General features: G+C 34.2%; 29 protein-coding genes and 1 riboswitch. Of the genes, 12 read left to right on the top strand and 17 right to left on the bottom strand.

The window, feature by feature from the left end; translation table 11 throughout:
* Positions 1 to 4 precede the first annotated feature (4 nt).
* From folE to ACNQF6_RS14870, 8 genes are all read right to left on the bottom strand, one after another.
* Positions 5 to 616: a GTP cyclohydrolase I FolE gene (folE, locus tag ACNQF6_RS14905; protein ID WP_417966725.1), complete on the bottom strand. Its 612-nt coding sequence runs from the start codon at positions 614 to 616 to the stop codon at positions 5 to 7.
* A 165-nt stretch (positions 617 to 781) separates the two neighbouring features.
* Positions 782 to 1,465 carry an SDR family NAD(P)-dependent oxidoreductase gene (locus ACNQF6_RS14900; RefSeq protein ID WP_417966723.1) on the bottom strand — a complete coding sequence of 228 codons (684 nt, stop codon included), beginning with the start codon at positions 1,463 to 1,465 and terminating at the stop codon, positions 782 to 784.
* A 52-nt stretch (positions 1,466 to 1,517) separates the two neighbouring features.
* Positions 1,518 to 1,802 carry a TIGR03643 family protein gene (locus ACNQF6_RS14895; protein WP_282711406.1) on the bottom strand — a complete coding sequence of 95 codons (285 nt, stop codon included), beginning with the start codon at positions 1,800 to 1,802 and terminating at the stop codon, positions 1,518 to 1,520.
* 50 nt (positions 1,803 to 1,852) lie between these two features.
* Positions 1,853 to 3,337, bottom strand: a complete 1,485-nt coding sequence (locus tag ACNQF6_RS14890) for a cryptochrome/deoxyribodipyrimidine photo-lyase family protein (protein ID WP_417966722.1) — start codon at positions 3,335 to 3,337, stop codon at positions 1,853 to 1,855.
* A 6-nt stretch (positions 3,338 to 3,343) separates the two neighbouring features.
* Positions 3,344 to 4,648 (bottom strand): DASH family cryptochrome, encoded by a 1,305-nt coding sequence (locus ACNQF6_RS14885; RefSeq protein ID WP_417966720.1) that lies wholly within the window; start codon positions 4,646 to 4,648, stop codon positions 3,344 to 3,346.
* On the bottom strand, positions 4,624 to 4,758 hold the full coding sequence (locus ACNQF6_RS14880) for a DUF2256 domain-containing protein (protein ID WP_282711402.1): 135 nt from the start codon (positions 4,756 to 4,758) through the stop codon (positions 4,624 to 4,626). The genes ACNQF6_RS14885 and ACNQF6_RS14880 overlap by 25 nt, the downstream gene beginning before the upstream one ends.
* On the bottom strand, positions 4,758 to 6,065 hold the full coding sequence (locus ACNQF6_RS14875; protein ID WP_417966718.1) for an ABC1 kinase family protein: 1,308 nt from the start codon (positions 6,063 to 6,065) through the stop codon (positions 4,758 to 4,760). Before ACNQF6_RS14875 ends, ACNQF6_RS14880 begins: the two co-directional genes overlap by 1 nt.
* On the bottom strand, positions 6,065 to 6,724 hold the full coding sequence (locus ACNQF6_RS14870) for a TetR family transcriptional regulator C-terminal domain-containing protein (RefSeq protein WP_417966715.1): 660 nt from the start codon (positions 6,722 to 6,724) through the stop codon (positions 6,065 to 6,067). Before ACNQF6_RS14870 ends, ACNQF6_RS14875 begins: the two co-directional genes overlap by 1 nt.
* Positions 6,725 to 6,841: 117 nt before the next feature.
* Here ACNQF6_RS14870 and ACNQF6_RS14865 point away from each other — a divergent pair, with 117 nt between their 5' ends.
* Positions 6,842 to 7,756, top strand: coding sequence for a TIGR01777 family oxidoreductase (locus tag ACNQF6_RS14865; RefSeq protein ID WP_417966713.1), 915 nt, complete (start codon positions 6,842 to 6,844; stop codon positions 7,754 to 7,756).
* Positions 7,757 to 7,758: 2 nt separating this feature from the next.
* Here the strand turns inward: ACNQF6_RS14865 and ACNQF6_RS14860 are convergent, their stop codons facing one another.
* The 4 genes from ACNQF6_RS14860 to ACNQF6_RS14845 form a co-directional block, all read right to left on the bottom strand.
* Positions 7,759 to 8,298: a YceI family protein gene (locus tag ACNQF6_RS14860; RefSeq protein ID WP_417966711.1), complete on the bottom strand. Its 540-nt coding sequence runs from the start codon at positions 8,296 to 8,298 to the stop codon at positions 7,759 to 7,761.
* Positions 8,299 to 8,486: 188 nt separating this feature from the next.
* A complete protein-coding gene (locus ACNQF6_RS14855; RefSeq protein ID WP_282711395.1) occupies positions 8,487 to 9,032 on the bottom strand; it encodes an acyl-CoA thioesterase in 546 nt (181 codons plus the stop codon).
* Positions 9,033 to 9,398 carry a 6-phosphogluconate dehydrogenase gene (locus ACNQF6_RS14850; protein WP_417966709.1) on the bottom strand — a complete coding sequence of 122 codons (366 nt, stop codon included), beginning with the start codon at positions 9,396 to 9,398 and terminating at the stop codon, positions 9,033 to 9,035.
* Positions 9,399 to 9,405: 7 nt separating this feature from the next.
* Positions 9,406 to 10,776 (bottom strand): DNA recombination protein RmuC, encoded by a 1,371-nt coding sequence (locus ACNQF6_RS14845; protein WP_417966707.1) that lies wholly within the window; start codon positions 10,774 to 10,776, stop codon positions 9,406 to 9,408.
* Between the two features lie 137 nt (positions 10,777 to 10,913).
* On the opposite strand from ACNQF6_RS14845, the gene ACNQF6_RS14840 reads away from it, so the two are divergent.
* A complete protein-coding gene (locus ACNQF6_RS14840; RefSeq protein WP_417966705.1) occupies positions 10,914 to 11,555 on the top strand; it encodes a Pr6Pr family membrane protein in 642 nt (213 codons plus the stop codon).
* A gap of 61 nt (positions 11,556 to 11,616) precedes the next feature.
* On the opposite strand, the gene ACNQF6_RS14835 is transcribed toward ACNQF6_RS14840, so the two are convergent.
* The gene (locus ACNQF6_RS14835) at positions 11,617 to 11,982 is read right to left on the bottom strand and encodes a hypothetical protein (RefSeq protein ID WP_417966703.1); all 366 of its coding nucleotides are present in this window, start codon (positions 11,980 to 11,982) and stop codon (positions 11,617 to 11,619) included.
* A gap of 171 nt (positions 11,983 to 12,153) precedes the next feature.
* On the opposite strand from ACNQF6_RS14835, the gene ACNQF6_RS14830 reads away from it, so the two are divergent.
* The 3 genes from ACNQF6_RS14830 to ACNQF6_RS14820 all read left to right on the top strand — a co-directional run bounded on the left by ACNQF6_RS14830 (position 12,154) and on the right by ACNQF6_RS14820 (position 14,943).
* The gene (locus ACNQF6_RS14830; RefSeq protein ID WP_417966701.1) at positions 12,154 to 12,738 is read left to right on the top strand and encodes a pseudouridine synthase; all 585 of its coding nucleotides are present in this window, start codon (positions 12,154 to 12,156) and stop codon (positions 12,736 to 12,738) included.
* 24 nt (positions 12,739 to 12,762) lie between these two features.
* Positions 12,763 to 13,218, top strand: coding sequence for a tRNA (cytidine(34)-2'-O)-methyltransferase (locus tag ACNQF6_RS14825; protein ID WP_417966699.1), 456 nt, complete (start codon positions 12,763 to 12,765; stop codon positions 13,216 to 13,218).
* A 114-nt stretch (positions 13,219 to 13,332) separates the two neighbouring features.
* A complete protein-coding gene (locus ACNQF6_RS14820; RefSeq protein ID WP_417966697.1) occupies positions 13,333 to 14,943 on the top strand; it encodes a class I SAM-dependent methyltransferase in 1,611 nt (536 codons plus the stop codon).
* Positions 14,944 to 14,973: 30 nt separating this feature from the next.
* On the opposite strand, the gene ACNQF6_RS14815 is transcribed toward ACNQF6_RS14820, so the two are convergent.
* From ACNQF6_RS14815 to ACNQF6_RS14800, 4 genes are all read right to left on the bottom strand, one after another.
* Complete coding sequence (locus ACNQF6_RS14815; protein WP_417966695.1) at positions 14,974 to 15,756, bottom strand: ABC transporter ATP-binding protein; 783 nt, start codon at positions 15,754 to 15,756, stop codon at positions 14,974 to 14,976.
* Positions 15,756 to 16,787 carry an iron chelate uptake ABC transporter family permease subunit gene (locus ACNQF6_RS14810; protein ID WP_417966693.1) on the bottom strand — a complete coding sequence of 344 codons (1,032 nt, stop codon included), beginning with the start codon at positions 16,785 to 16,787 and terminating at the stop codon, positions 15,756 to 15,758. Before ACNQF6_RS14810 ends, ACNQF6_RS14815 begins: the two co-directional genes overlap by 1 nt.
* 1 nt (position 16,788) lies before the next feature.
* Positions 16,789 to 17,931 (bottom strand): ABC transporter substrate-binding protein, encoded by a 1,143-nt coding sequence (locus ACNQF6_RS14805; protein WP_417966691.1) that lies wholly within the window; start codon positions 17,929 to 17,931, stop codon positions 16,789 to 16,791.
* A 90-nt stretch (positions 17,932 to 18,021) separates the two neighbouring features.
* Positions 18,022 to 18,255 (bottom strand): hypothetical protein, encoded by a 234-nt coding sequence (locus ACNQF6_RS14800; protein WP_417966818.1) that lies wholly within the window; start codon positions 18,253 to 18,255, stop codon positions 18,022 to 18,024.
* Between ACNQF6_RS14800 and ACNQF6_RS14795 the strand changes: the two genes are divergently transcribed.
* The 7 genes from ACNQF6_RS14795 to ACNQF6_RS14765 all read left to right on the top strand — a co-directional run bounded on the left by ACNQF6_RS14795 (position 18,149) and on the right by ACNQF6_RS14765 (position 25,052).
* Positions 18,149 to 18,406, top strand: coding sequence for a DUF5522 domain-containing protein (locus ACNQF6_RS14795; RefSeq protein WP_417966814.1), 258 nt, complete (start codon positions 18,149 to 18,151; stop codon positions 18,404 to 18,406). The two genes, ACNQF6_RS14800 and ACNQF6_RS14795, sit on opposite strands and share 107 nt — an antisense overlap.
* 2 nt (positions 18,407 to 18,408) lie before the next feature.
* Positions 18,409 to 18,924 (top strand): bifunctional adenosylcobinamide kinase/adenosylcobinamide-phosphate guanylyltransferase, encoded by a 516-nt coding sequence (cobU, locus tag ACNQF6_RS14790; RefSeq protein WP_417966689.1) that lies wholly within the window; start codon positions 18,409 to 18,411, stop codon positions 18,922 to 18,924.
* A gap of 89 nt (positions 18,925 to 19,013) precedes the next feature.
* Positions 19,014 to 19,661 carry a Dph6-related ATP pyrophosphatase gene (locus tag ACNQF6_RS14785; protein WP_282711376.1) on the top strand — a complete coding sequence of 216 codons (648 nt, stop codon included), beginning with the start codon at positions 19,014 to 19,016 and terminating at the stop codon, positions 19,659 to 19,661.
* Positions 19,662 to 19,679: 18 nt separating this feature from the next.
* On the top strand, positions 19,680 to 21,356 hold the full coding sequence (gene cobT / locus ACNQF6_RS14780; protein WP_417966687.1) for a nicotinate-nucleotide--dimethylbenzimidazole phosphoribosyltransferase: 1,677 nt from the start codon (positions 19,680 to 19,682) through the stop codon (positions 21,354 to 21,356).
* A gap of 66 nt (positions 21,357 to 21,422) precedes the next feature.
* The gene (locus ACNQF6_RS14775; RefSeq protein ID WP_282711372.1) at positions 21,423 to 22,229 is read left to right on the top strand and encodes an adenosylcobinamide-GDP ribazoletransferase; all 807 of its coding nucleotides are present in this window, start codon (positions 21,423 to 21,425) and stop codon (positions 22,227 to 22,229) included.
* Positions 22,214 to 22,750 (top strand): alpha-ribazole phosphatase, encoded by a 537-nt coding sequence (gene cobC / locus ACNQF6_RS14770; protein WP_417966685.1) that lies wholly within the window; start codon positions 22,214 to 22,216, stop codon positions 22,748 to 22,750. Before ACNQF6_RS14775 ends, cobC begins: the two co-directional genes overlap by 16 nt.
* Before the next feature lie 46 nt (positions 22,751 to 22,796).
* Positions 22,797 to 23,066: riboswitch (cobalamin riboswitch) on the top strand.
* A gap of 75 nt (positions 23,067 to 23,141) precedes the next feature.
* On the top strand, positions 23,142 to 25,052 hold the full coding sequence (locus ACNQF6_RS14765) for a TonB-dependent receptor plug domain-containing protein (protein ID WP_282711369.1): 1,911 nt from the start codon (positions 23,142 to 23,144) through the stop codon (positions 25,050 to 25,052).
* The last annotated feature ends 34 nt before the right edge of the window (positions 25,053 to 25,086 follow it).

Below are 25,086 nucleotides of genomic sequence, written 5' to 3'. Positions count from 1 at the left end.
AAAATTAACTCAGTTTATTAGAAACTAAACTGATAAATTCTTTTCTGGTTTTGTCTTTTTCGAAAGCTCCCGTAAAGGAAGACGTCGTGGTAACTGAATTTTGTTTTTGAATTCCTCGCATTTGCATGCACATGTGTTGCGCTTCAATTACAACCGCTACACCAAGTGGATTCAAAGCTTCCTGAATGCAGTTTTTAATCTGGTCTGTCAATCGTTCCTGTACCTGCATTCTTCTGGCAAAAGCATCTACCACTCTAGGTATTTTACTTAAACCTACAATTTTACCATTTGGAATATAAGCCACGTGTGCTTTTCCAAAAAATGGCAACATATGATGTTCACACATAGAGTATACCTCGATGTCTTTTACCACAATCATTTGTTGATGGTCTTCTGTAAACATCGCTGATTTTAATATCTCTAATGGATCTAATCCGTAACCATGAGTTAAATACTGCATGGCTTTGGCTACACGTTCTGGTGTTTTTTCAAGACCTTCACGGGTAACATCTTCTCCTAAATTTTCAATGATTACTCTATAATTATCTGCTAAAGCTTCTGTTATTTCAGTATCGTATTGTTCAATTTTCTCGTAACTTTTCATTTCTTTTATCATGGTATGCTGTCTTTCAATTTAAATTTGGCTAATTATTATATTGGATGTTTTTAATTTTTTTGGTAAACCATTAAAAGATTGAGAAAAGTTAAGTACTCTTTCTAAACAAACCTAATTTCTTAATGGTTTAAAACTTATTTTCTAAGATGATAAATAACGACTTCTTTAAATTTTAAAAGTCACTATTCCGTAATCCATCTCAAATATCTGGCCTGAGATTGATTTAGCATTTTCAGAAATCAGGAAGTTTGCCATATTTGCCACTTCTTCCGGTTTCAAATAACCTTTCATCGGGTGGCGTTCCACCATGTTTTCTTTCATTCGATCATTTCTTAAAATTCCTGCTGAAAGTGATGTTTCAGTAATGGTGGGAGCAATGGCATTGATGCGTACTACCGACGCTAATTCTGCCCCCAACGATTTTACTAATCCTTCAATACCTGCCTTTGCGGTAGCAATACTAGCATGAAACGGCATTCCTAATTTTGCGGCTACGGTGCTAAACAAAACAATCGATGGATTAGTTCCCTTTTTTAAAACAGGTAAATATTTCTGGATGGCCTTTACAGCGCCAATGACATTAATTTCAAAATCAGTTCTGAAATCATCGATACTAAGACTTCCTATTGGTTTCAAATTGATGGAACCCGGACAGTAAATCAAGGTGTCGATGGCTTCTATTTCTGGAAGTGCATCCTGCAAGACATCTACAGAAAAGTGTTTCAGGTTGGGATGTGTGATGTCTGGAGCATTTCTACTGATGTTGTAGACTATGTTTGTTTCTAATTGTTGCAACAAAATGGCACTACCAATTCCTTTACTACCACCAATGATTACTATGTTTTTCATTTTTTATGTATATTGTTATTTTAACAGATTACTGTTTGCTGTACACTAATTTTTATCGTTTGGAAATTTTGTTGTTGTTAATTTGTCTTTGCATGGTACATTTAAAACGTCCTTCTCTAAAATCCCTCAATTTTTCATGTTTTGTTTTGCGGCCTTGCACTCTTTCACGCCACATTCTAAAACTCGAAGGTTTCATTTCGTTGCGCATCAAGTCGATAACCTCTTGCTCCTTTAATCCAAATTGCATTAAAATCGCATCAAATGTTGTTCGGTCTTCCCAGGCCATTTCTATGATTCTGTCTTTGTCTAAATCCGTAAGTTCTTTTTTTACAGTCACGATATTTTATTTATTTTAAATTGCTATTTTTTGAGATTGCTATTGAAAAACTATTCACTGTCGCCAATATCGGCCATAGTGTGTAATTTTAATATGCGGGAACTTTCTTCTTTTACCAATGGGTTTTTCTTCATTTTCCATAAAAAATCACTGGCAAATTTTCTCGTTCTTTCCATATTTACAATTGGTTTCGGATAACTGATGCCTATTTCGAAACCATTAAATTTTTGATCTAAATACGTCATTTTATAAGGTTCATGTACAAATCCTCTAGGCAAATTGCGTAATTCTGGAACCCACTTTTTTATAAATTCACCGTCAGGATCGTGTTCGTAACTGTTCTTTATTGGATTATATATACGTAACATATTGATTCCAGTTTCACCAGCTTGCATTTGTAACTGTGGAAAATGTATTCCAGGCTCAAAATCAAGGAACATTTGTGATAAATGTTGTGTTGCTTCCTGCCAAGGCTGCCATAAATTATGTGTAAAAAACGATACTAGCATTGCACGCATTCTAAAGTTCAAATAACCAGTTTCATTCAAGCAACGCATGGAAGCATCGATTAATGGAAATCCCGTTTTTCCCGTTTTCCAAGCTTCAATATAATTTTCATTGACTTTCTTTTTCAACGAATGAAATCCTTTGTTAACACTTTCAAACTCCATAATTTCTTCCATCTCAAATTTTTGAATGAAATGTGCCTGCCAAGTCAGTCTGGATATAAAAGAATCAATTTGCTTTTTATGGCTACATGTCAGTCTGAACGTGGCTGCTTTTTGCAAAACTTGTCTTGATGATAAATTTCCCCAAGCAATGTATGGTGATAATCTACTGCAGCTTTTTCTAGCCAATAAAGGTTTCGAAATATGCGAGCTATAATTGTGATAGCGTTCCTCAAAGAAGTTTTGCAGATATTTTCCAGCCATCGTACTGCCGCCTTTTTGAAAAATAGTATCCGGAACAGTTTCTAAATTCGTCTTTTCTAATGCTTTTTCAAGTTCAATTATTGCTCTTGTATTCAGGAAGTTTTCTGATTTAGAATCAAAAATAAATTGTGGTTCATTCATGTATTTTTCCCACTTTGAAACCCAATTAGTTCTGTTTCTTAACGCTCTGAAAATTCCGTTATTGGTGTTTTCAACCCAATTGATTTGATTGTTTTTACAAAACCTTTTGAAAGTTTTATCTCTTTCGTAAGTAATTTTTAAACCAGTTTCCTGGTGCGAAAAAACGGTTTCGATTTTGTATGTTTCCTCAAGTATATTAAAAACTTGAAGTACCTCTGACGATACCGCTAATACCTGTGTATTAGATTGTTCTAGCTGTTTATTGATATCTACAAGTGATTGCTTGATGAAATTCCAATGTCTCGAGCTGTAATGGGAATCATTTTCTAAAGATTTTTCGAACACATAAAGCAACAAAGTGGGGATGTCAGATTTTGTAGCGTTAAAAATCGCTTCGTTATCCTGTAAACGAAGGTCTCTTTTAAACCAAACGACATTTATATGTTTCTTATTTGTATTCATTTATTTTTAAAATAATTGTTGTTGTAGCCATAATCTCTGAAATTTTGATTGTCCGTCGTAATTCTCAGCTTGTAATTTAATATTGAATTTTCGATCTCTGGGGTCATTACCAACTCCTGAAACATACATCCAATTTCCGTAATTGCTGTGAACATCATAATCAATGAGCATAGCCTCAAAATAGGCAGCTCCAATGCGCCAGTCTAACAACAGATTTTTTGCAAAATAAGAACCTACATTTTGTCTGCCGCGATTGCTCATCCAGCCTGTTTGTTGCAATTCTATCATGTTGGCATTTACAAAAGGCTCATGAGTAGTGCCATTTATCCAACCGTTTATGGCAGGTGTATTGTTTTTCCAATCGTAATTTTTATCTAAAATACCTCCGATTTTGAAAATAGAATTCCCGTTTTTCATCGAAACGTATTTAAAATAATCCCTCCAAATGAGTTCGAAAATCAACCAATATGTAGAATCATTTTTCCCAATTTGTTGTTCATATTTTACAATTTCCCAATAAATGGTCTTCGCCGATATAGAACCGTTTGCCAACCAAGGAGAAAATTTAGAACTAAATTCAGTGCCAATTAATCCGTTGCGAGTCAATTTATAAACGCTTAGTTTTTTAGTTTCCCAAAAATAATCTTGTAATCTCTTCATAGCTTCATGTTCACCACCTTCAAAAGGAAACGCCGTTCTGGAATCCATCTCAAAATCAGTAAATCCTAAGGTTTTCATTGTAGGAATTACAGTTTCGTTGATGGTCCAATTTTCCTTAGGCATTGGTTGAACTGAAAATTCAGGTACTACTTTCGTAGACTTTTCACATTGATTTCTGAATTGTGTAAAAATATTTGGAATCTTTTCAATCGCAAACGGTATTGTATCCGGATGAAATAAAAACTGATTGTAAGTAGCTTTAAATGCTACTGAATCCGGAACTTTTAATTTTATGTTTTCTAAAACTTCCATTTCCTCACTTGTCCATTCTTCTTGGAAGTAAACAGAATTGATTTCGTTTTGAGCTACAATTTCCGGAATAGAATCTTCGGGTTTTTGGTGATAAACCAAAAGCGGGATATTCAGTTTTTCCAGATTTTGTTTCAATGCTGTTACCGACTCAATTAGGAATTTAGTTCTAAATTTCTCGGTTTTTTTAAATCCAAAACGTGTGTTTTCAAAATGCCTTGGATCAAAACAATAAACAGCAATTACGCTATCATTTTCTTTTATAGCATTCGACAGCGATTCATTATCATGTACTCTCAAATCATTTCTAAACCAGACTAACCTTTTTTGTTTCTTTTGCATTTCTCGCTACAATATTTTACTTCGTCCCAAACTTTCTCCCATTTTTTTCGCCAACTAAAAGGTCGGCTGCAAACCAAACACATTTTTGAAGGCAGGTTTCCCTTTTTCACTAGTTGTATTTTTGATATTCATTGACAACGATTTTCGCTTTCAAATCAAACATTAAATTATACAACCCAAAGAACGTTCTGTTCATATAAATGAAATGTTTAGAACCTCTGTTGCCATTCATTTTTCTAAGATTGGTGTCTTTTGAAAATCGTTCGCCTAATTGTGCTATGCTTTCAAAAAAAGATTCATCAGAGAAATCGAACGTTTCTGCTTGAAACGGTTTGGTAAACAATGACAGTAAATCATGGAACATTTCGGTGAAATAAGTTATTTCCTCTTTTGAGTCATCTTTACGAAGAATTTCTAGTTCAAATAATTTATCATTGAATATTTTGGTATCATTGATGACTTTTTTGTCAATCAATTCAAAATAAGGGGTGTAAAAATCATTTGGTATTTGTTTCATACAACCAAAATCTAATGCTACCAACTGATTTTCATCGTTTACTAAGAAATTTCCAGGATGCGGATCAGCATGTACTTTTTTAAGGATATGAATCTGATACATGTAGAAATCCCACAATGCTTGACCTATTTTATTTGCGATTTCCTGATTTTCATTCTTATTTGTAAACTCCGAAAGGTGAATTCCTGCCATCCAATCCATCGTGATAATCTTCTCTGATGAATATTCAGAATAGTAGTTTGGGAAAACTAGATTTTCAATATTTTTACAGGCTTCAACAACTTCTTGACTTTGTTTTAATTCTAATAAATAATTGGTTTCCTCAATCAATTTGTCCTCCACTTCCTTGAAATATTTATCAGAGTCTTTCCCTTGAAGGTTAAACATTCTGATCGCAATGGGTTTTACCAAAGCCAAATCAGATGAAATACTATTGGCTACACCAGGATATTGAATTTTTACAGCCAGTTTTTTTCCGTCTTTTATCGCAACATGAACTTGTCCTATACTTGCAGCGTTTACAGAGTTAGCGTTAAATTCATCAAAAATGTCAAACGGTGTTTTACCAAAATTTGCTTTGAACGTTTTTAATACTAATGGAGCCGAAAGTGGCGGAACAGAAAACTGTGAAAGTGAAAATTTTTCTACATAAGCCTGTGGCAAAAAACTTTTGTCCATGCTTAACATTTGCGCGACTTTGAGCGCACTACCTTTTAAACTTTTTAGTCCGTCATAAATATCTTCGGCATTATCTTCGTTGAGTTTATCACGAGTCAAATCAGAATTAACTATTTTTTCTCCGTAATATTTAAGGTAGTTTACACCTACTTTCGCACCAGTTTGCACTAGTTTTGTAGCCCTTTCAATTTTTGAAGTTGGGATATAGTCTATCGTTTTCATTACTTATTGTATATTTTTTCTTTGAAAATAAATTTTCCAAAGTCTATTAAGCTGTCAAGTGGAGTGATGTTCATTAATTCAAAAGAGGCTTTCACTGATTTCTCGATATAGATGTCTGTTTTCTCAAAAGCTGGAGAAGAATCATCCAGCCAGAATTTCAACGTCAATAAAAGTTGAATCCATGAGGTTTCCTGAAATGCTTTTTCTTGGAAATTTTGAAATTTTTCTTGTTGTGTTCTAAATTCATCTGAGATTATTTCGATAAGATAATTTTTGAAACTATTTCTAAGTTCAGAAAGTTGCATCAATTTTTTTAATTGATTGTTGTGTTCTTTTAAAACGATCACCACATAGCTTCTGTTAGCAGTTAGGATTTCAAAAAAAGTAAAATAGAAACTTAGCATTTTACTTTTCATATCATACATCTCGTATTCCTTGTTTTTATTCAGTAACTCTACTGTTTTTTCTAAAAACATTTTAAAAATCTCTTTCTCGATAGTTTCTATAGTTCCAAAAAACGCATAGAATTCAGCTTCTGTAAAATCATTTATTTTTGCAAAATGATATACTGATTTCGGTTTTTCACTATGATCAAGTACATAATTCATGTACAATGAAACTATTTTGTCCTTTGTTAGTACTGTTTTTTTAGCAGCCATTTTTAGTGTATTTCAAATTAAAGTATAAAGGTATGAAATGTTTAACTATATATTAATAAAGTTAAACAAAATTTAATATAATTTTATGCCATTATAAATCATTAGCTTTACACTATCATGAAAAAAAATGTTTTAATAAGCGGCGGTACTGGATTTATCGGGAGCCATTTAACGGACCTATTAATTGCAAATGGTTATTCAGTTTCTATATTAAGTAGAAGTGAAAAACAAAATAAAGCTGACACTTTCTATTACCAATGGGATGTCGCAAATCAGACTATTGAAGAAAGTGCCGTTTTAAATGCGGATTATATCATTCACTTAGCAGGTGAAAATATTGCTGAGAAAAGATGGACAGCAAAACGAAAAGCGGCTATTATTGATAGTAGGGAGAAATCGACTCAGTTGTTATATTCTGTTTTAAAAAAGAACAATAAAAAGCTAGATGCTTTTATTTCGGCTTCCGCTGTAGGAATTTATGGTGCAGTGAATGGCGAAGAGATTTGTTATGAAAACTCACCTTATGCGAATGATTTTCTGGGGTACACGTGCCAGAAATGGGAAGATGCCTTGGATTTTATTGAGAACTTAAACATTCGTACCGTAAAAATCCGTACTGGATTAGTTTTAGGAAAAAATGATGGTTTTTTGAAAAAACTTATTCCGTTATTTAAGTTTAGATTAGGTTCTGCACTTGGTACCGGAAAGCAATACATGCCATGGATTCATGTTGATGATTTGTGCAACATCTATCTTCAAGCAGTTTTAAATCCTAATATGGAGGGTGCTTATAACGCAGCCATTAATGATACTACGACTAATACTGTTTTTTCTAAAACATTAGCACGTATTTTTGGATATTCTGTTTGGTTGCCTAATGTTCCTGCTTTTGTATTAAAGTTAGTTATGGGGGAAATGGCCCTAATTGTGCTCACCGGAAGAAGAGTGTCATCTGATAAAATCGAACAAACTGGTTTTAAATTTAAATTTAAAAATCTCGAAGAAGCGTTAAGGAATTGTATAGCAAAATAGAATTATTTCAATACACAAATGAGTTGTGTGTTTACGTTTTTGGATATTTTGGTGCGAACAATAAAAGGTATATCAATTTTAAAATCATCCGTATTTAAAGGAAATTCAGAATGAAGTTCAATCCCTTTGCCCACTTTTTTTAGAGTTCCATTAATGACTATTTTTTTAGTTCGCCCACGTATCGTTATTTTACCGGTTATTTGATATTGATTCAAATCTGAATTGATGTTTTTTAAATTAAATTTTTCAATTCTACCTTTAAAAACGGCTCTTGGAAATCGTTTGCTTTCCATGTAGTTTTCATTAAAATGTTCTTCCATCAAGCTTCTTTGAAATTTGAAATCTTTGATGTTCATCCAACAAGTAATTTGTCCCGTTTTAGTTAGTAAAATACAGGTTGTTTTGTTATTACTTGCTTTAACTTCTTCAAATAAAGGTATTGAAGCCTCAAAATGTATGATAGCTCCATAAGTTACCATTTTGTCTTGTGCCAAAGATTTAATTGCAACAATGAGTAGTACTATTAGAGTGAATTTTTTCATAATGATTTATGAATTAAATTACTTAAAGTTACGAAATAAACAGAGGCAATAAAAGGTTATGGCCGTTGAAAATCCTCAAATCAGTTAATTTTACAAGGTTTTTTTAATCAGAAACTAAAGTGTAATTCTGAATGCAATATTCGTGGAAAAGTATTTTTTAAAAAAGGGTTAGTTATCGATTAGCTTGATTATAATTCTAACTTAATATTATATTTTTTCAAGCTCTCTAATGATTCCTTGGAGGTGTAATCAAACTTCTCTTCGTGTAGGTCTTTTTCTTTTTTTAAGGCAATTTGTTTGATGCAATTGCAAAAACGGCGTACTTCATTCATATTAGATAAAATCAACCCGGGAACAAGCATGCTGTTTCCTTCTTTGTCTTTAGCGACCATCGTAAAATATGAAGAATTACAATGTTTAATTTTTCCCGTTTGAATATTTTCTGCCTCAACCCGAATGCCTATAATCATAGAACTTTTTCCGACGTAGTTCACACAGGCTTTCATCGTAACCAGTTCGCCAACTTCAATTGGTTTAAGGAAATTGACCGTATCAACAGATGCTGTTACACAATAATTCCCTGAAAATTTTGAGGCACAGGCAAATGCAATCTGATCTAAAAGTGATAAAATATAACCACCATGAATTTTACCGCTAAAATTAGTGTGTGACGGCAACATCAACTCTGAAATTCGAATATTTGAGGACGCAACGGTTTTAAAAGTACGGTTCATTTATTTTATTTTAAAAGGAGAATTTACTTTTTTAACTTCTGTAATAAAATAATGTGTATCACCCCACCAAGGAAATGTTCTGTAACGTTCTACATAATTAACTTGTACATATTGTCCTTCGAATTCTTGTAAGTCAGTAATTACTTTTTCCTCACTGTCCAATACCGAAAAAGAGAAAATTTGAGCTCCGGAAATGCCCTGACTTATTTCGCCTTCCCATGTTTTGAATGCAACTCCTTTACGGCTCACTTTTATTAATTCGCCTGAACGAACTCCTTCGCTATACGTGGCAGCGTATAAAAAAGCAAAATAACCTGACACAGATACTACAAGGATTACGGTAATTACCATTAAAAATTTTCTCATTTTTTGTTTAGTTTAAAAGTTTATTTTCGTCTTTTTCTGCTCTATTTAATATGCTTTCAGGAAGTGCTTTCTTGGCTTTGGCTCCCATTTTTTTCAATTTTTCTACGCTCACAATCAGGTTTCCTTTTCCTTCTACGAGTTTATTCATAGCGCCGCTGTATTCTGTTTTGCTTTCGTCTATTTTTTTACCAATTTTGATTAAATCCCCAACAAAACCTTCAAACTTATCATACAATGCACCAGCCTGACGTGCAATTTCAAGTGCGTTTTCCTGCTGCTTTTGGTTGGTCCACATGCTGTCAATCGTTCGCAAAGTAGCTAATAAAGTCGCCGGAGTAACAATAACTATGTTTTTCTCGAATGCTTTGTTGTACAAACTAGTATCCTCGTTCAGAGCCATTGCAAAAGCAGGCTCTATTGGAATAAATAACAATACAAAATCAGGGCTTTCTATTTGATATAAATCTTGGTAGTTTTTATTGCCTAATTGTTCTACGTGGCGTTTGATGGAGTTAACGTGTTCTTTTAAAAATCCAACTTTTACATCGTCATCTTCTTCATTGATGTATTTTTCGTAAGCGGTCAAAGAAACTTTAGAATCGACAATCATCTTTTTACCGTCCGGCAAATTAATGACAACGTCAGGAAAAACGCGATTTCCATCTTCAGTAGTGAACGCTTGTTGGACTTCATATTCACGGCCTTTCTCTAATCCTGATTTTTCAAGAACGCGTTCCAAAACCAATTCGCCCCAATTTCCCTGCATCTTACTGTCTCCTTTTAAAGCCTTGGTCAAGTTGATGGTTTCCTTGCTCATTTGGATATTCATTTCTCGCAAGCCCAAAATCTGTTGGCGCAAAGCCGCATGGTAATCGATGCTTTCTTTGTGGGTGTCTTCGACTTTCTTTTCGAACAAATGAATTTTATCCTGCAAAGGCGTCAAGATGTTTTTCATGTTTTCCTTGTTCTGTTCCGTAAATTTATTGGACTTTTCTTCTAATATTTTGTTGGCGAGATTTTCAAATTCCTTGGTGAATTTTTCCTGTAATTTCTCTACTTCTTCTTTTTGTTCTTTGTTGCGTTCCCAAAGATTCTCAAAATCAACTTCTTTCTTAGAAAGCTGAATCGCCAGACTGTCTTTTTCACTTCGAATGCTTTCTTTCTCGGAATTTGCATTTTCTAATTGCTTTTCAAAAGTTGTTTTATCAATAACAATCTGCTCTTTTAGTTGGTTGAATTGGGAAGTAAAAGCAATTATTTTTTCTTCTAAACTGATTTTTTCCGATTGGAATCGGGCGGAGAAAATGAGTTTACCAATGAAAATACCAATAGCGAGAGCAACGATGAAAATCAATAAAAACGGAAGTATATTTGACATAAAATTTCTTTTTGTAAGTTTGTAAAAATAAACAAAAGTTTCCTTCTTTCCTTTCGGAAATCAAAATAGTATCTCAAGTTTTAGCATTCATGGATTTGCAAAATTAGTTGCCAATTAATTTTTATACTTTAAAAAATATGCAGGATAAATCTTCAAAATTGAATTCTCGTTTTTTTGCAATTATTGCTATTGTCGGTTGGTTTGCGGTTGTATTACAATTGTACCTTATCATTATCAATCGGGTGGTGTCACTTTCGGAAACGATTGTTCGGTTTTTTAGTTTTTTCACGATTCAATCGAATATTTTAGTGGCAGTTTGTTTTACTTTTCTTTGGCTAAAGCCAAAATCCAAATGGGGATTATTTTTTTCGAAACCTAAAAACGCAACCGCAATTACGTTATACATAACCATAGTTGGACTTGTTTACAATACAATTCTTAGATTTTTATGGGCGCCTATGGGTCTGCAAAAAGTAGTGGATGAGTTGTTGCATTTGGTTATTCCAATTTTGGTTTTACTCTATTGGGTTCTACTTGTCCCTAAGAAAACATTGGAATTCAAAAACATCTTTCCGTGGTTGATTTTTCCTGTGGTGTATTTGGTTTACACGTTAATTCGGGGTGCTTTTTTTAGTTTTTATCCCTATCCATTTATAGATGTGATACTTTTGGGTTATGACAAAGTATTGCTTAACAGTTTTTTTATGTTGTTGGCTTTTCTTTTTTTTGGTACTTTATTCATTGGTATTGGGAAATTAAGAAGTAATACTTTAGAATAGAAAATGAAAAAGGCCAATAGGAATTAGATTCGTATTGGCCTTTTTTAAATAAAATCAATTGTTATTCATCCAGTTTTATATTTCCCCTGTCTTTCTTATTATCCGGATGCTCATTAGGATATCGGTTTGGAATGATGTCCGAGTTATGATCTTTATTTTCTACCATTTTTTTAGCTTGTTCTTCAGAGACATTTGCAATATCAGAACTTAGATTTATTGGAGTACTATCCTCATTTTGTTCTAGAGTTCCATCAATATTACGTGCTCTTTGGACAATTTTTTGATTTCCATGACTATCAGTTTCTACTTCTGATTTTAAATGTGATACTTCAGGATTCGTATTTTGGGCTAGATTCTGACCGCTAAATCCTTCGTTTATATTTTGCTTATTATTTGTTTTTTTTGAACCTAAATCATTGCTTTCCATACTCTTTAATTTTAAAGCTAATACTGTTAGCTTCTATAAGATTACGTCTTTTAAACGAAGGAATTCAATCATTTAACATAGCTTTTGGTTTACACCAATAAATGTATGGCAAGACTATTTTAAATCCAGAGAAAACAAAACTATCTTTGCACGCACAACTTATACACTAAAATGTCTCATTCTCATTTCATCATTCACAAACCTTACGGGTATCTGAGTCAGTTTATTTACGAATTAAAAAGAAAAAAGAAACTGCTGGGCGAATTGCACGATTTCCCCAAAGGAACAATGGCAATAGGGCGTCTTGACGAAGATTCAGAAGGATTATTGTTATTGACCACGGACGGGATGATGAGTGAAATCATTCGAAGCAAAAAAGTAGACAAGGAATATTATGTCCAAGTCGATGGGATTATCCACCAGGAAGCGATTGAGCAATTGCAAAAAGGAGTAGAAATTGGTTTTAATGGAACCAAGTATATTACAAAACCCTGCAAAGCTTCTTTAGTACATGAAATTCCTACTTTTGGAACAAGAGGAAAAAAGATACGTGATGAACGTCACGGTCCTACTTCTTGGGCTTCGATAACCGTGAATGAAGGGAAGTTTCGCCAAGTCCGTAAAATGACTGCCGCTGTTGGTTTTCCTACGTTACGATTGGTTCGTGTTCGAATAGGAAACGTACATCTCAATGATTTACAGGCAGGAGAAGTTTTGGAAGTATCTGATTTTGCAGTCGATTCGAATGAAAAATAACAAAAAAAAATAACAATAATTGCAATGTTAAACATCGTTTTAGTAGAACCTGAAATCCCAAATAATACGGGAAATATAGGCCGATTGTGCGTAGGTACCGAAAGCCGTTTGCACTTAATTCATCCTTTTGGATTTGTCATTAATGATAAAAACCTGAAACGTTCCGGATTGGATTATTGGGTGCATCTTGATGTTACTGAATATCAAAATGTAGCTGAATGGAAAGCACAAATTCCTGATTTATCCCGAGTTTTCCTGATGAGTTCTCATGCCGAAAAATCATATCTGGAGAATGATTTTCAGGATGGAGATTGGTTGGTTTTTGGAAAAGAAAGTAAAGGTTTGAGTGAAGCGGTTTTAAACGAATTCCCCAATCATCTGACAATTCCTATGTCATCGTTAATCAGAAGTTTTAATATAGCAAATTCTGTTGCGTTTGTCATTGGCGAAGCAAAAAGACAAATAGCTAATAGACTGTGATTTGTAAATTAAAAGTTGTGAAAAAGTAAGGCTATTTTGTGGTTGAAATTTCATATATTTGAATAGGTCATTCTGGATCTAATTGTGTTTTTTCTCCCTTAAAACGTACTTTTTATGATTGATAAAATTACTCTTAGAAGCACCGTTTTCAAACATTTAGACGGTTTGGTTACCGCTCCCGTTGCGCATGTTTTGTATGAAAAAGGGGTGCTGTCCTATATTCTTGACAAAAAAGAAGTCACGCTTTCGGAACTTTCGGAACACTTTAAAGCCAATGAAGGCTATCTCAATGTGGGTTTGCGTGTTTTATGTTCGCAGGGATTCCTGGATTATCATATCAATACCACCACAGACCAAATTAAATTTAGCATGAACAATAAAAGCGCCATTGCTTTTCCAATGTTCTATCTGTATGAAGACGTGCTTGATTTACTGCATTTCACGATACAATTTCGCACGCGATTATTAGACGATATTCCGTTCGTTCGATTGGGTTTAATTTTCGATTTATACAAAAGTAATTATGGAATTTCATTTTCGAATGATCCGTTGACAAATACTATTCAGCGTCAAATTTTGATGCATATTGAAGGATGTTTAGTTGGGCCAACATTAGTTCGCTTGGGCATGAGCGGTATGTTTCATAAATATTTTATGGAGATTTCTTTCCGTCCCGAAGAATTTCATAAATCCCCCGAAAATTTCAAAATCATTCTCGATTTCTTTGTTAATTTAGGTTGGTTTACCCAAAAAAAAGGCAATTATCAGTTTACGGAAAAGGGTTTGTTTTTTGCCAAAAGAGCTTCTGCTTATGGCGTGACGGTTTCCTATTTACCCACTTTTAGTAAAATAGAGGATTTGCTTTTTGGGAACCCAAATATACTCCGAACGGTGGCCGAAGGCGAAGATGAAATTCATGTGGACCGAGAAATGAATGTTTGGGGAAGCGGTGGTGCGCATGATACTTATTTTAAAGTCGTAGATGAGATTATTATCAAATTATTTAATTTACCAATAGCTGATCAGCCGAAAGGAATTCTCGATATGGGTTGCGGTAACGGAGCATTTATAGAACATATTTATACTGTAATCGAAAGACAAACACTGCGCGGAAAAATGCTCGATGATTATCCTTTATTCCTTGTTGGTGCTGATTACAATCAGGCGGCGTTGAAAGTAACCCGAGCCAATTTAATCAAAGCCGATATTTGGGCCAAAGTAATTTGGGGCGATATTGGTCAACCGGATTTGTTAGCCAATGACTTATTGGAAAATTATAACATTGATTTGAAGGATTTACTGAATGTGAGAACCTTCTTGGATCATAACCGAATTTGGGAAATGCCAAAACACGTTACTAAAGGCAGAGTAAGTCATTCAACTGGAGCATTTGCGCATAGGGGAGAGCGAATCAGCAATGGTCTTGTCGAAGATAATCTATTGGAACATTTGAACAAATGGTCGCCGTACGTTCGGAAATTTGGATTGTTAATGATTGAATTGCATACGATTGCTCCAAATTTGACTGCTGCTAATTTAGGTAAAACGGCCGCTACGGCTTATGATGCCACGCATGGTTTCTCTGATCAATACATCGTTGAAATTCCCGTTTTGCACAAAATCGCTGCTGAAGCGGGATTGTATCCGGATGCTAATTTCTTTAGGAAATTCCCAGACTCAAATCTTGCAACAGTGAGTATAAATTTATTGAAAGGGAATGGTTAGTACGATTTTGGACGGAATAAAATGTTGGAACTAAACAATCATGAATTTTCCTTTTTCAGCATCAAAAACAATATGTTCGTCTTTGAATAAGGTGTTAAAACTTCCTTTTGCAATAAAATTACAAGGCTCGTCTTGAAGCACTGTTTCCGGTGTCATAATAATCATTTCGTCACTCAATTGTATAGCCATATCAATATCATGAGTAGAAAATAAAATGCATTTTCCGGTTTCATGAGTAAGTTTTTTCAAAAGTTTAAATAAAGCCACCTTATGTAATAAATCCAAATGGGTTGTAGGCTCATCCAAAATTATTAATGGAGTATCCTGTGCCAAAGCTCGTGCAATTAATACTTTTTGCAATTGCCCGTCACTGATTTCATAATGTTTTTTTGTAGCTAAATGACTGATTTGAGTCAGCACCATAGCTTCTTTCACTTTAATAATATCAATGTCAGATAAAGTTCCCATCCAGTTGGTATAAGGCTGTCTTCCTAAAGCAATGAGTTCAAAAACGGTTAAATTGCTTGGAGGTAATTTTTCAGTTAAAACGATACTTAGGTTTTGGGCTAAATCCAAAGGTTTGTAATCAGTGATTTTCTTTTCATTCAAGAAAACGGCACCTGAAAGTGGTTTCTGGATTCCTGTTATTGTTTTTAAAAGTGTCGATTTTCCAATGCCATTGGCACCAATTAAAGCAATCAGTTTTCCTTTTTTTAAAGCAATAGAAATATCCGAAGCCACAACGATTTTCTCTTTTTTATGAGAATAACCGATGCTGATTTGTGACGCTTGTAAGATAATTTTGTTTTCCATTAGGCAATCATTTTTCGTTTTCTAACCAATAACCAGATAACCACAGGAGCACCAATTATCGAAGTCACAGCATTGATAGGTAAAGTGATTTCTAATCCGGGCAATTCTGAAATTACATCACAAATAAGCATAATTGAGGCGCCTAAAAGTAACGTACTCCAATACAAAACCGAATGATTACTGGTTTGAAACACTAATTTAGCTATGTGCGGAACTGCTAGTCCTATAAAGGCAATTGGACCTGCATACGCCGTAATACTTCCTGCTAAAATGCTTGTTGCAAAAATGATAATTAATCGTGTTTTCTTGAAATTCAAACCTAAACTGCGAGCGTAATTTTCACCCAATAATAGTGCATTAAGTGGCTTGATACTAAATAGACTTAATAATAAGCCAATCGCCACACAAATTGTCAGAATTAATATAGAAGACCAAGACAAATTGCCTAAGTTTCCCATAGACCAAAACGTGAATTTTTGTAATTGTTCAGCCGAACTAAAATAGGTAAGAACGCCTACTATGGCGCTAGTAAAACTTCCAAACATTAACCCAACAATTAGGATTGCCATGGTATCACGTAGCTTTTGAGAAACCATCAAAACCGCTAGTAACACAACAGAACTTCCTATAGTTGAGGCTAAGACCACTCCATAAGAAGATAATAAAAGTGTACTTAAAAATGGGGGAAGTAAGCTCGCTCCTAATAGTACAAAAGCAACACCTAAACTGGCACCGGAACTCAGTCCTAAAACATAAGGTCCTGCTAATGGATTTCGAAATAAAGTTTGCATCAGCAAACCACTTATGGATAATCCCATTCCAACAAGAATTGCTGTAATAGCTTTGGGTAAACGGTAATTGATGATGATATATTCCCAAGTAGATTTACTCGCTTGACCACCCGTTAAACTTGTATAAATATCTTTAAAAGGAATTGTGATAGAACCAAAACTAATGTTTACAAAAAACAAAAGAACAAGCCCTAAAGTAAGCAAGAAAAATAGAATTGTATTTCGTTTTTGATTCGCCAATTTAGTTTAGTTTTTGGGCAAAAGTAAAAGTATAATTTGGAAGCAGTTCAGGATGGAAGATTTTAATGTAATCTTTCAAGACTAAATCCGGTCGGCTTGCTGCTAATTCATAATAAATGGTTCCTCCTGTAGCCCCTAATTTACTTTCAAAAGTATACACATTTTTAGATTTTGAAGCGTCAAACTGACTGTAATGTGGATTACTGTTTTCGAATTCAGCACTGTTTTTGAATGAACCTGTTGCAATCCAATATTTTGCTGTTTTTGCTTTCTCTAATATTTTTTCAAAAGGCATGCTAAGACTTCCTGTTCCTGAAATATTTGACCACAAGTAATTCGCTTTGGCATCTTTCATAAACTGCGCTACCCAGCTATTTCCTCTTGCTACATACCATTGGTCTTGATACATAGCTCCATATAAAACGGTCGCTGTTGGTTTTTTGTTGGCAACTAATTCTATAGCGTCATTGTAATTTTTGACAATACCATCAAAAAGTGTTTTGGCCTCTTTTTCTTTTCCAAATAAAGCGCCGTAAAGCTTAATCCATTCTGCTTTGCCAAGTGGAGTTTGTTCCATCCAGTCCGCTTGTATGAGTACATTAAGACCGCTTTTTTGTAAATTATCAATCATCGGATTGTTGTTGTCAATGCCAAAGGTTACGATTAAGTTAGGCTCCAACTCAATGAGTTGCTCCATATTTAATTTTTCGTTTTGTCCTATGTTTTTAACAGTGCCGGCATCAATTAGTTTCCTGGTTTTTTCAGAAGAAATGTAATCGGTGTGAGGAAAACCAACCAATGATTTTTCAACTCTCAACATTTCTAAAAAAGGGATAATAGTTGTTGAGGTAACGACAATTGATTTTAAAGGAACTGAAATTATGGTGTATTTTTGTAGGCTATCTGGAATGTTGCCGTTTTTTTCTTTTAATATATATGTGAAGTTCTTATTGGCTTCAGGCCAAGGATTTGAAACTGTCACTACTGAATATCCTTCGTATTTATTTATTGAAAGGCTAGAGGCATATTCGATTGCATTTTTTGAATTTGTACTTTCTTTTATGGTAAGGTTTTCGCTTTTTTTACATCCAACTAAAGTTGAAAAAGAGAGAACAAAAAGGATTAATTTAAAGGTGAATTTCATGGTTTAATTTTTCGATAGCGACAAAGGTATACCAAATTTATAAAATTTCTTGTTTATTTTTAGTAGTAAAAAATTGAACAAATACTATCTTTACAAAATGAATAGCATTAAAGTCAAAAACTGTTCTACTTGCGGAACACCTTTTAATTGTGGGGACACACCTGAAGGAAATAAATGCTGGTGCAACAATTTTCCACCCATTTTTACTCCGTCAGAAGTGGTGGATTGCTTGTGTTCCAGTTGTTTTACAACGGCTTGCTCCACTAAAATTGACGAATATGTTGCAACTCTGTCTCCTGAAACTACAACGGATAATAAAGCCAAAGATTTACCCAAAACGACGAATCTTATAGAAGGAATTGACTATTATTTAGAAAATGGGAACTATGTCTTTAAAGCTTGGTTTCATCTAAAAAGAGGTAATTGTTGTGGCAATGGATGTCGACATTGTCCGTATGGATTTAAAAAAATATAAAAATGATATATTTAATAACTGGCGGTGAACGCTCCGGTAAAAGTAGTTATGCCGAAAATTTAGCAAAAGAATTATCGGATAAACCAATGTATGTGGCTACAGCCCGAAAATGGGATGATGATTTCCAAAAGAGAATCGATCGCCATCAAAAAGATCGGGACGAACAATGGATTAATATCGAAAAAGAAAAACACTTGAGTGAAATTGATTTTTCAGGAAAAGTAGCGATTGTCGATTGTGTTACACTTTGGTTAACGAACTTTTTTGTAGATACTAAAAACGATGTTTCCTTGTGTTTAGAACAAGCTAAAGCTGAATTTGACGCTATTGCCAATCAAGAAAATACAACTATTATTATTGTGACAAATGAAATAGGAATGGGTATTCATGCCGATACTCACATTGGTAGAAAATTCACTGAACTTCAAGGCTGGATGAATCAATATATAGCTGCAACTGCCGATACCGTTGTGTTTATGGTTTCTGGAATTCCTGTAACGATAAAAGAAAAAAAATGAAATAGCTATGATTTTACAATATTAAATTCAAAGAAATATTGCCTCATAGCGTATTACATATTCAATTAAAAATCAATAAATAACTACATATGAATTTTGTAACTTCTTGGAGTGGCGGAAAAGACAGTTGTTATGCAATGATGCAAGCAATTCAGCAAGGATTTGTTCCAAAAGTGTTACTCAATATGATGAATGAAAACGGGAAAGTGTCTCGTTCTCATGGCTTGCCATTGTCTATATTGAATCAACAAGCTCAAAAAATGGGATTGCCTCTGCAAGGTATTCCCGCAACTTGGGGCGATTATGAAACCAAGTTTATAGCAGTTTTGAAAATGCTAAAAGCTGAATATGATTTGGAAGCAGCCGTTTTTGGTGACATTGATTTGCAACCGCACAAAGATTGGGAAGACAAAGTATGTGCCGCAGCATCGCTAAAAGCAATTTTACCTTTGTGGCAACAAGACCGAATCGTTTTGGTAAATCAAATGCTTGAAAACGGAATTGTAACGATGATTGTTTCTTGCAATACAATTATGGGAGAACGTTATCTGGGTAAAATTTTGACGAAAGAATTAGCTCAAGAATTACATGAAAAAGGAATAGATCCTTGTGGTGAAAATGGCGAATTTCATACTTTGGTAATTAATTGTCCGTTGTTTTCTGGAGCGATTGAATTGCCTGAATTCACTAGAATTACCTATGAAAATTATTGTTTCATCGTTTGGGAAGAAGTATAAAAACAAAATCATTTTAAGATGACTTATTTAGATGAAATTTTAAAATCCCGTCGCGACACCCGTCATTTTACGGAGGATCAAGTACCGGATGCTGTTCTTGAAAAAGCACTGCAAGCAGGACATTGGGCGCCTTCAGTGGGTTTGACTGATGCTACAAAATATTATCTGATTAAGTCGGCTGAAATGAAGAAAGCCATTAAAGATTTGTTTTTAGATTATGATAAAAAAGCAATCTCGCAAACAGATAATGAACAACAAAAACAAGCATACAAAGACCTTAAGTTAGAAGCTATAGAAGAAGCTCCGCTGGGATTAGTGATTTGCTATGATCGTTCCGTTTTGAATAATTTTACGATTGGAACTGTCGGGAGTAATGAAGCGGTAAAGTTCAGTTCCGTTTGTGCGACGCAAAATATTTGGTTATCCTTAACGGAGCAAGGCTATTCTATGGGTTGGGTTTCTATCTTAAACTACTATCAGTTCAAACAATTATTGGGTTTGCCTGAAAACATGGAGCCATTGGGGTATTTTTGTATTGGAAAACCAGCTACTGACTATGATAATCAACCCATGTTGCAACAACTGAATTGGAAACAAAAACAAGAAATTCCATTAGTTGAGGAAATCACTGTTTTGAATGAAAGTAAGGTTGAGAAAGTATTTTTTGATACTAAAAAGGAAATAGATGCTGCTGCTTTTGCAAATGCGTTACAACATAAAATCGACCAAAAAACCAAACCAACAGGTTCATTAGGAATTTTAGAAGTGCTTGCCAAACAAATTGGGATGGTGTTTAAAACTTTAGAACCTAAAATTATAAAACCGAATCTGGTTGTTTTTGCAGCTGATCACGGAATTGCAAATCATGGAGTAAGTGCCTATCCGCAAGATGTAACCAGACAGATGGTGACTAATTTTTTGATAGGTGGTGCAGCTATCAATGTGTTTTGTAAACAAAATAAGATTCAATTAGCTATTGTGGATGCAGGTGTGAATTATGATTTTCCTATGAATACTGATTTGATTTCGGCTAAAATAGGGAAGGGAACACACTCTTTTTTGCATGGAGCCGCAATGAGTAAAACAGAAGTTGAATTGTGTTTTATGAAAGGAAGTGAAATTGTTGCCTCTATTGCAAAAACGGGCAGTAATTGTATTGGTTTTGGTGAAATGGGCATTGGTAACACGGCCACTGCTTCGGTTTTAATGAGTATTATTTTAGAATTGCCAATTGAAGATTGCGTGGGGAAAGGCACAGGAGTAAATGATGAACAGTTGATTCAAAAAATTAATATCCTTAAAAAATGCATTGCCAATTATGATGGTTTAGATGATTTAGAGAGCAAATTAGCTTATTTCGGAGGATTTGAAATCATGCAAATGGTAGGTGGAATGCTTCAGGCAAAAGAAGCCAATATGTTGATTCTAGTGGATGGATTTATCTGTAGTGTTGCTTTTTTAATTGCCTTTAAAAAGAATCCATCCATTACTAAAAATGCTATTTTTTGTCATTCATCTGCGGAGCAAGGGCACCAAAAAATATTAGATTACCTAGGAGTTCGTTCCCTGTTGCAACTCGATTTACGGTTGGGTGAAGGCACGGGTTGTGCCATTGCTTTTCCTATAATTGAGTCGGCTGTAGCATTCTTGAATGATATGGCGAGTTTTGAATCAGCGGGGGTTAGCAGTCGGTAGAGACGCACGTAGAGACGCACTGCAGTGCGTCTCTACAGGAAAATAAATCAAAAAATAATTCCAAAAATGAAAAAAGAACTACACATATTTTTTACAGCATTAATGTTTTACACCAGGATTCCATGTCCTGCAACCATTGATCATAATCCGGATTATTTGAATAAAGCGTCCCGTTATTTTCCATTGATTGGTTGGATTGTCGGCAGTGTGGCTTTTGGAGTATATTGTGTTTTTAATTATCTAGTAGCACCTGAAATTGCGGTAATCTTCTCTATGATTGCTTCCGTTTTAGTTACCGGAGCTTTTCATGAAGATGGTTTTGCTGATGTTTGCGATGGTTTTGGTGGCGGTTGGACCAAAGAAAAAATTCTGATAATTATGAAAGACAGTGCTATTGGTGCGTATGGAGCAATAGGTGTGATGCTGTTGTTATTCCTTAAATTTCAAGGGCTGACTCAATTAATTGATGTCTTGGATAATCCTAAATTTATAATTTATAATCCACAATTTATAATTCTATTGCTGCTTGTTTCTGGGCATTCCATCAGTCGGTTAGCGGCAATTTCGATTGTTTTTACCCATGAATATTCTCGTGAGGACGCTTCCAGCAAAAGCAAACCTATCGCACAAAGTTATTCTTGGAGAGAAGTGGTGGGAGCGTTCTTTTTTGGATTGCTTCCATTAGTTATTTTGTCTTATTTTCAGTGGCAAATGCTGTTGGTTTTAATCCCTGTTTTTCTGACTCGATTCTTTTTGGCGCGTTATTTTCAGAAATGGATTGACGGGTATACCGGAGATTGTTTGGGCGCAACACAACAGGTTTGCGAAGTGGTTTTTTACATATCAGTTATTGCATTATGGAAGTTTATTTAGTACGTCACACAGAAACGGTTTGCGAAAAAGGAATTTGTTATGGACAATCCGATGTGAAAATCATGGAGCCTTATGAGGCTGTTTTTCAGTCTGTTTTGAATCAATTGCCTCAAGATGCAATATTATATTCTAGTCCTTTGCTTCGCTGTATGCTTTTAGCAAATTATATCAAAGACAACTCAGAAATTACTTCTATTAACAAGGATTCTCGCTTGATGGAAATGAATTTTGGCGATTGGGAAATGAAAAATTGGGATGTAATTCCACCAGATGATTTTACACCTTGGATGACTGATTTTGTAAATGTTCGCGTGCCTAACGGAGAATCATTTACGGATTTGCACAATCGAGTAATTGATTTTATGCATACTGAAGTTCAAACAACGAATTCAAAACCAGTAATTATTGTGGCACATGCAGGAGTGATACGAAGTTTTTTATGTAAAATTTCGGATTTACCACTAAAAGATGCTTTTCAGAATAAAGTAGATTTTGGAGCTGTAATTAAAATTGAATTATAAAATTCGCAATTATTTAGGTTATTAACTTAATATAATTTTATCTTTGCCGCCGTATTGAGGTTGAGGTTTGTTATTTTCAAACCACATTAAAAGGGAATCAGGTGATAGATTTCAAGTTTTAGATTTCAGATTTCAGGATTTAAATCCTAAATCAAGAATCCTAAATCTTAAATCAAAAATCCTGAGCTGTACCCGCAACTGTAAGCTATCAAGCTTGTTGTTATCTACAAAACCATTGTCTCGTCCTTAAAGACGAGATGAGAAGGTAAACAACAAGACGTAAGCCAGGAGACCTGCCTATTACATCGAGTATCAAACTTTCGGGAAAAAAGGTTTGGGTATGGGTCATTCTATGCTTTTCTCCCCATTTATTAAATTTTACATTTTTAAAATGAACAAAAAATTCATTCGCTTTAGTGCGATTGCATTGTTATTTGCAATGAACACGTATGCACAAGAACAAGAACCAAAACAACTTGATGAAGTTGTTGTTTCCGATTCAAAATTTGCTTTGCCAAAAGAAAAATCAGGAAAAGTTATCGTAAAAATCACTGCTGCAGATTTAAAGAAAAAAGCAGGACAATCAGTAGCTTCTATTTTAAGTACGGTAGCAGGTGTTGAAATCAACGGGAATCAGAGTCGTAATGGTAAGGATTTGGGACTTTACATTCGTGGAGGAAGAAATCATCAGGTTTTAATTTTGATTGACGGGGTTCCGGTTACGGATGCTTCGGGGATTAGCTTATCGTATGATTTGAGATTGCTTCCTGTGGAGCAAATTGAAAGTATTGAGATTATGAAAGGCGCTTCAAGTACTTTATACGGTTCTGGAGCAGCAACTGGTGTTATTAATATTACACTTAAAAAAGCAGGTAAAAAAGCTATTGCTGGAAATGCATACGTGAATATTGGTACACAAACAGCTGCCAAAAATACAAATTATAGCATACAAGATTACAGTCAAGGAATTGCTGTAAACGGTGGTTTTGAAAAAGTAAATTATTTTGCTTCTTTAAATAGTACTGAAACTACAGGTATTTCTGAGGCAAAACCATTGAATTCAAATACTAAGTTTGAGAACGATGATTTTTCAAGACTAAATTCGGTGGTGAAAATTGGCTTTACACCAACTAAAAAATTATCATTGGATTTCTTTGCAAATTACGATCGAATGAAAAACGGTTTTGATGCAGGTTCATTTTCAGATGATATTAAGAATTTTAGTCTTTCGGAGCAATTTAGAATTGGTTTTTCTCCAAAATACAAATACAATAAAGGAGAATTTGTAATTAACTCTGGTGCCAATGTAATCAATCGCGACATCTTTAGTTATGGATCTTTATTCCAGGCAAAGTCAAGAAGCGTTAATGTTGATGCTTTTAATAAATATGAAATTTCATCTCACGTATTTGTTGTTACTGGAGCACAATTTCAGTTTCACGAAATGTCAAACACAAGCCAGTATGATGCAATTACAACGGAGGTGGCTAAATTCAATATGATTGATCCTTATGTAACGGCAGTTTATAATTCTGGGTTTGGATTAAACCTAAATGCAGGAGCACGTTATACCATTCATAGTAAATACGGAAATAATTTAGTGTATAACGTGAATCCATCATACAGCTTTTCAGAATCATTAAAAATATTAGCTTCTTATAGTACAGCATTTGTAACTCCAAGTTTGTATCAGTTGTATTCTCCATATGGTGACTTAGGTTTGTCTCCAGAGAAAGATGCTACAGCCGAAGTTGGTTTTGAAGTAAGTTTAGCAAATAAAAAAGTAGTTTTAAATGCAGTTGTTTTTCAAAGAGAAGAAGAAGATGCTATAGGATTTGATTTGATGACTTACAAATACTTTAATGTAAATGGGAAAAACAAAGCCAAAGGACTTGAAACAATGGTTTCGTATGCCTTTAATGATAAAGTAAAATTCAATGCCAATTATACTTATACAGAGTTAGAAAGACAATCTCGTATCTTGAATCCTAAACATAAAGTCAACGCTGCTATAGATCTGCAAGCAACGTCTCGACTTGCTTTTAATGTGGCATACCAATTTGTGTCTGACAGATATTTAGAATATACAATCTATCCAGCGCCAACGTATGACCCTGTATTGAAATCAGAAATTCTGAAAGATTACCAATTAGTAAATGCTAATGTTCGTTATGAATTGATCAAAAACAGATTGAATATTTTTAGTACAGTTGATAATATTTTGGATAAAGACTTTGTCGAAAGTAGAGGATACAGTACAAGAGGTAGAAATTTTAAATTAGGTTTGAATTTCTTGTTCTAAAAACAAAGAAAAATTATTTCAGTTTTACTCTTAA

The organism is Flavobacterium pasteuri, from assembly GCF_048286615.1.
GTDB lineage: Bacteria > Bacteroidota > Bacteroidia > Flavobacteriales > Flavobacteriaceae > Flavobacterium.
Note: the sequence above shows the minus strand (reverse complement) of the source record. Positions and strands in the feature narration are given on the sequence as shown.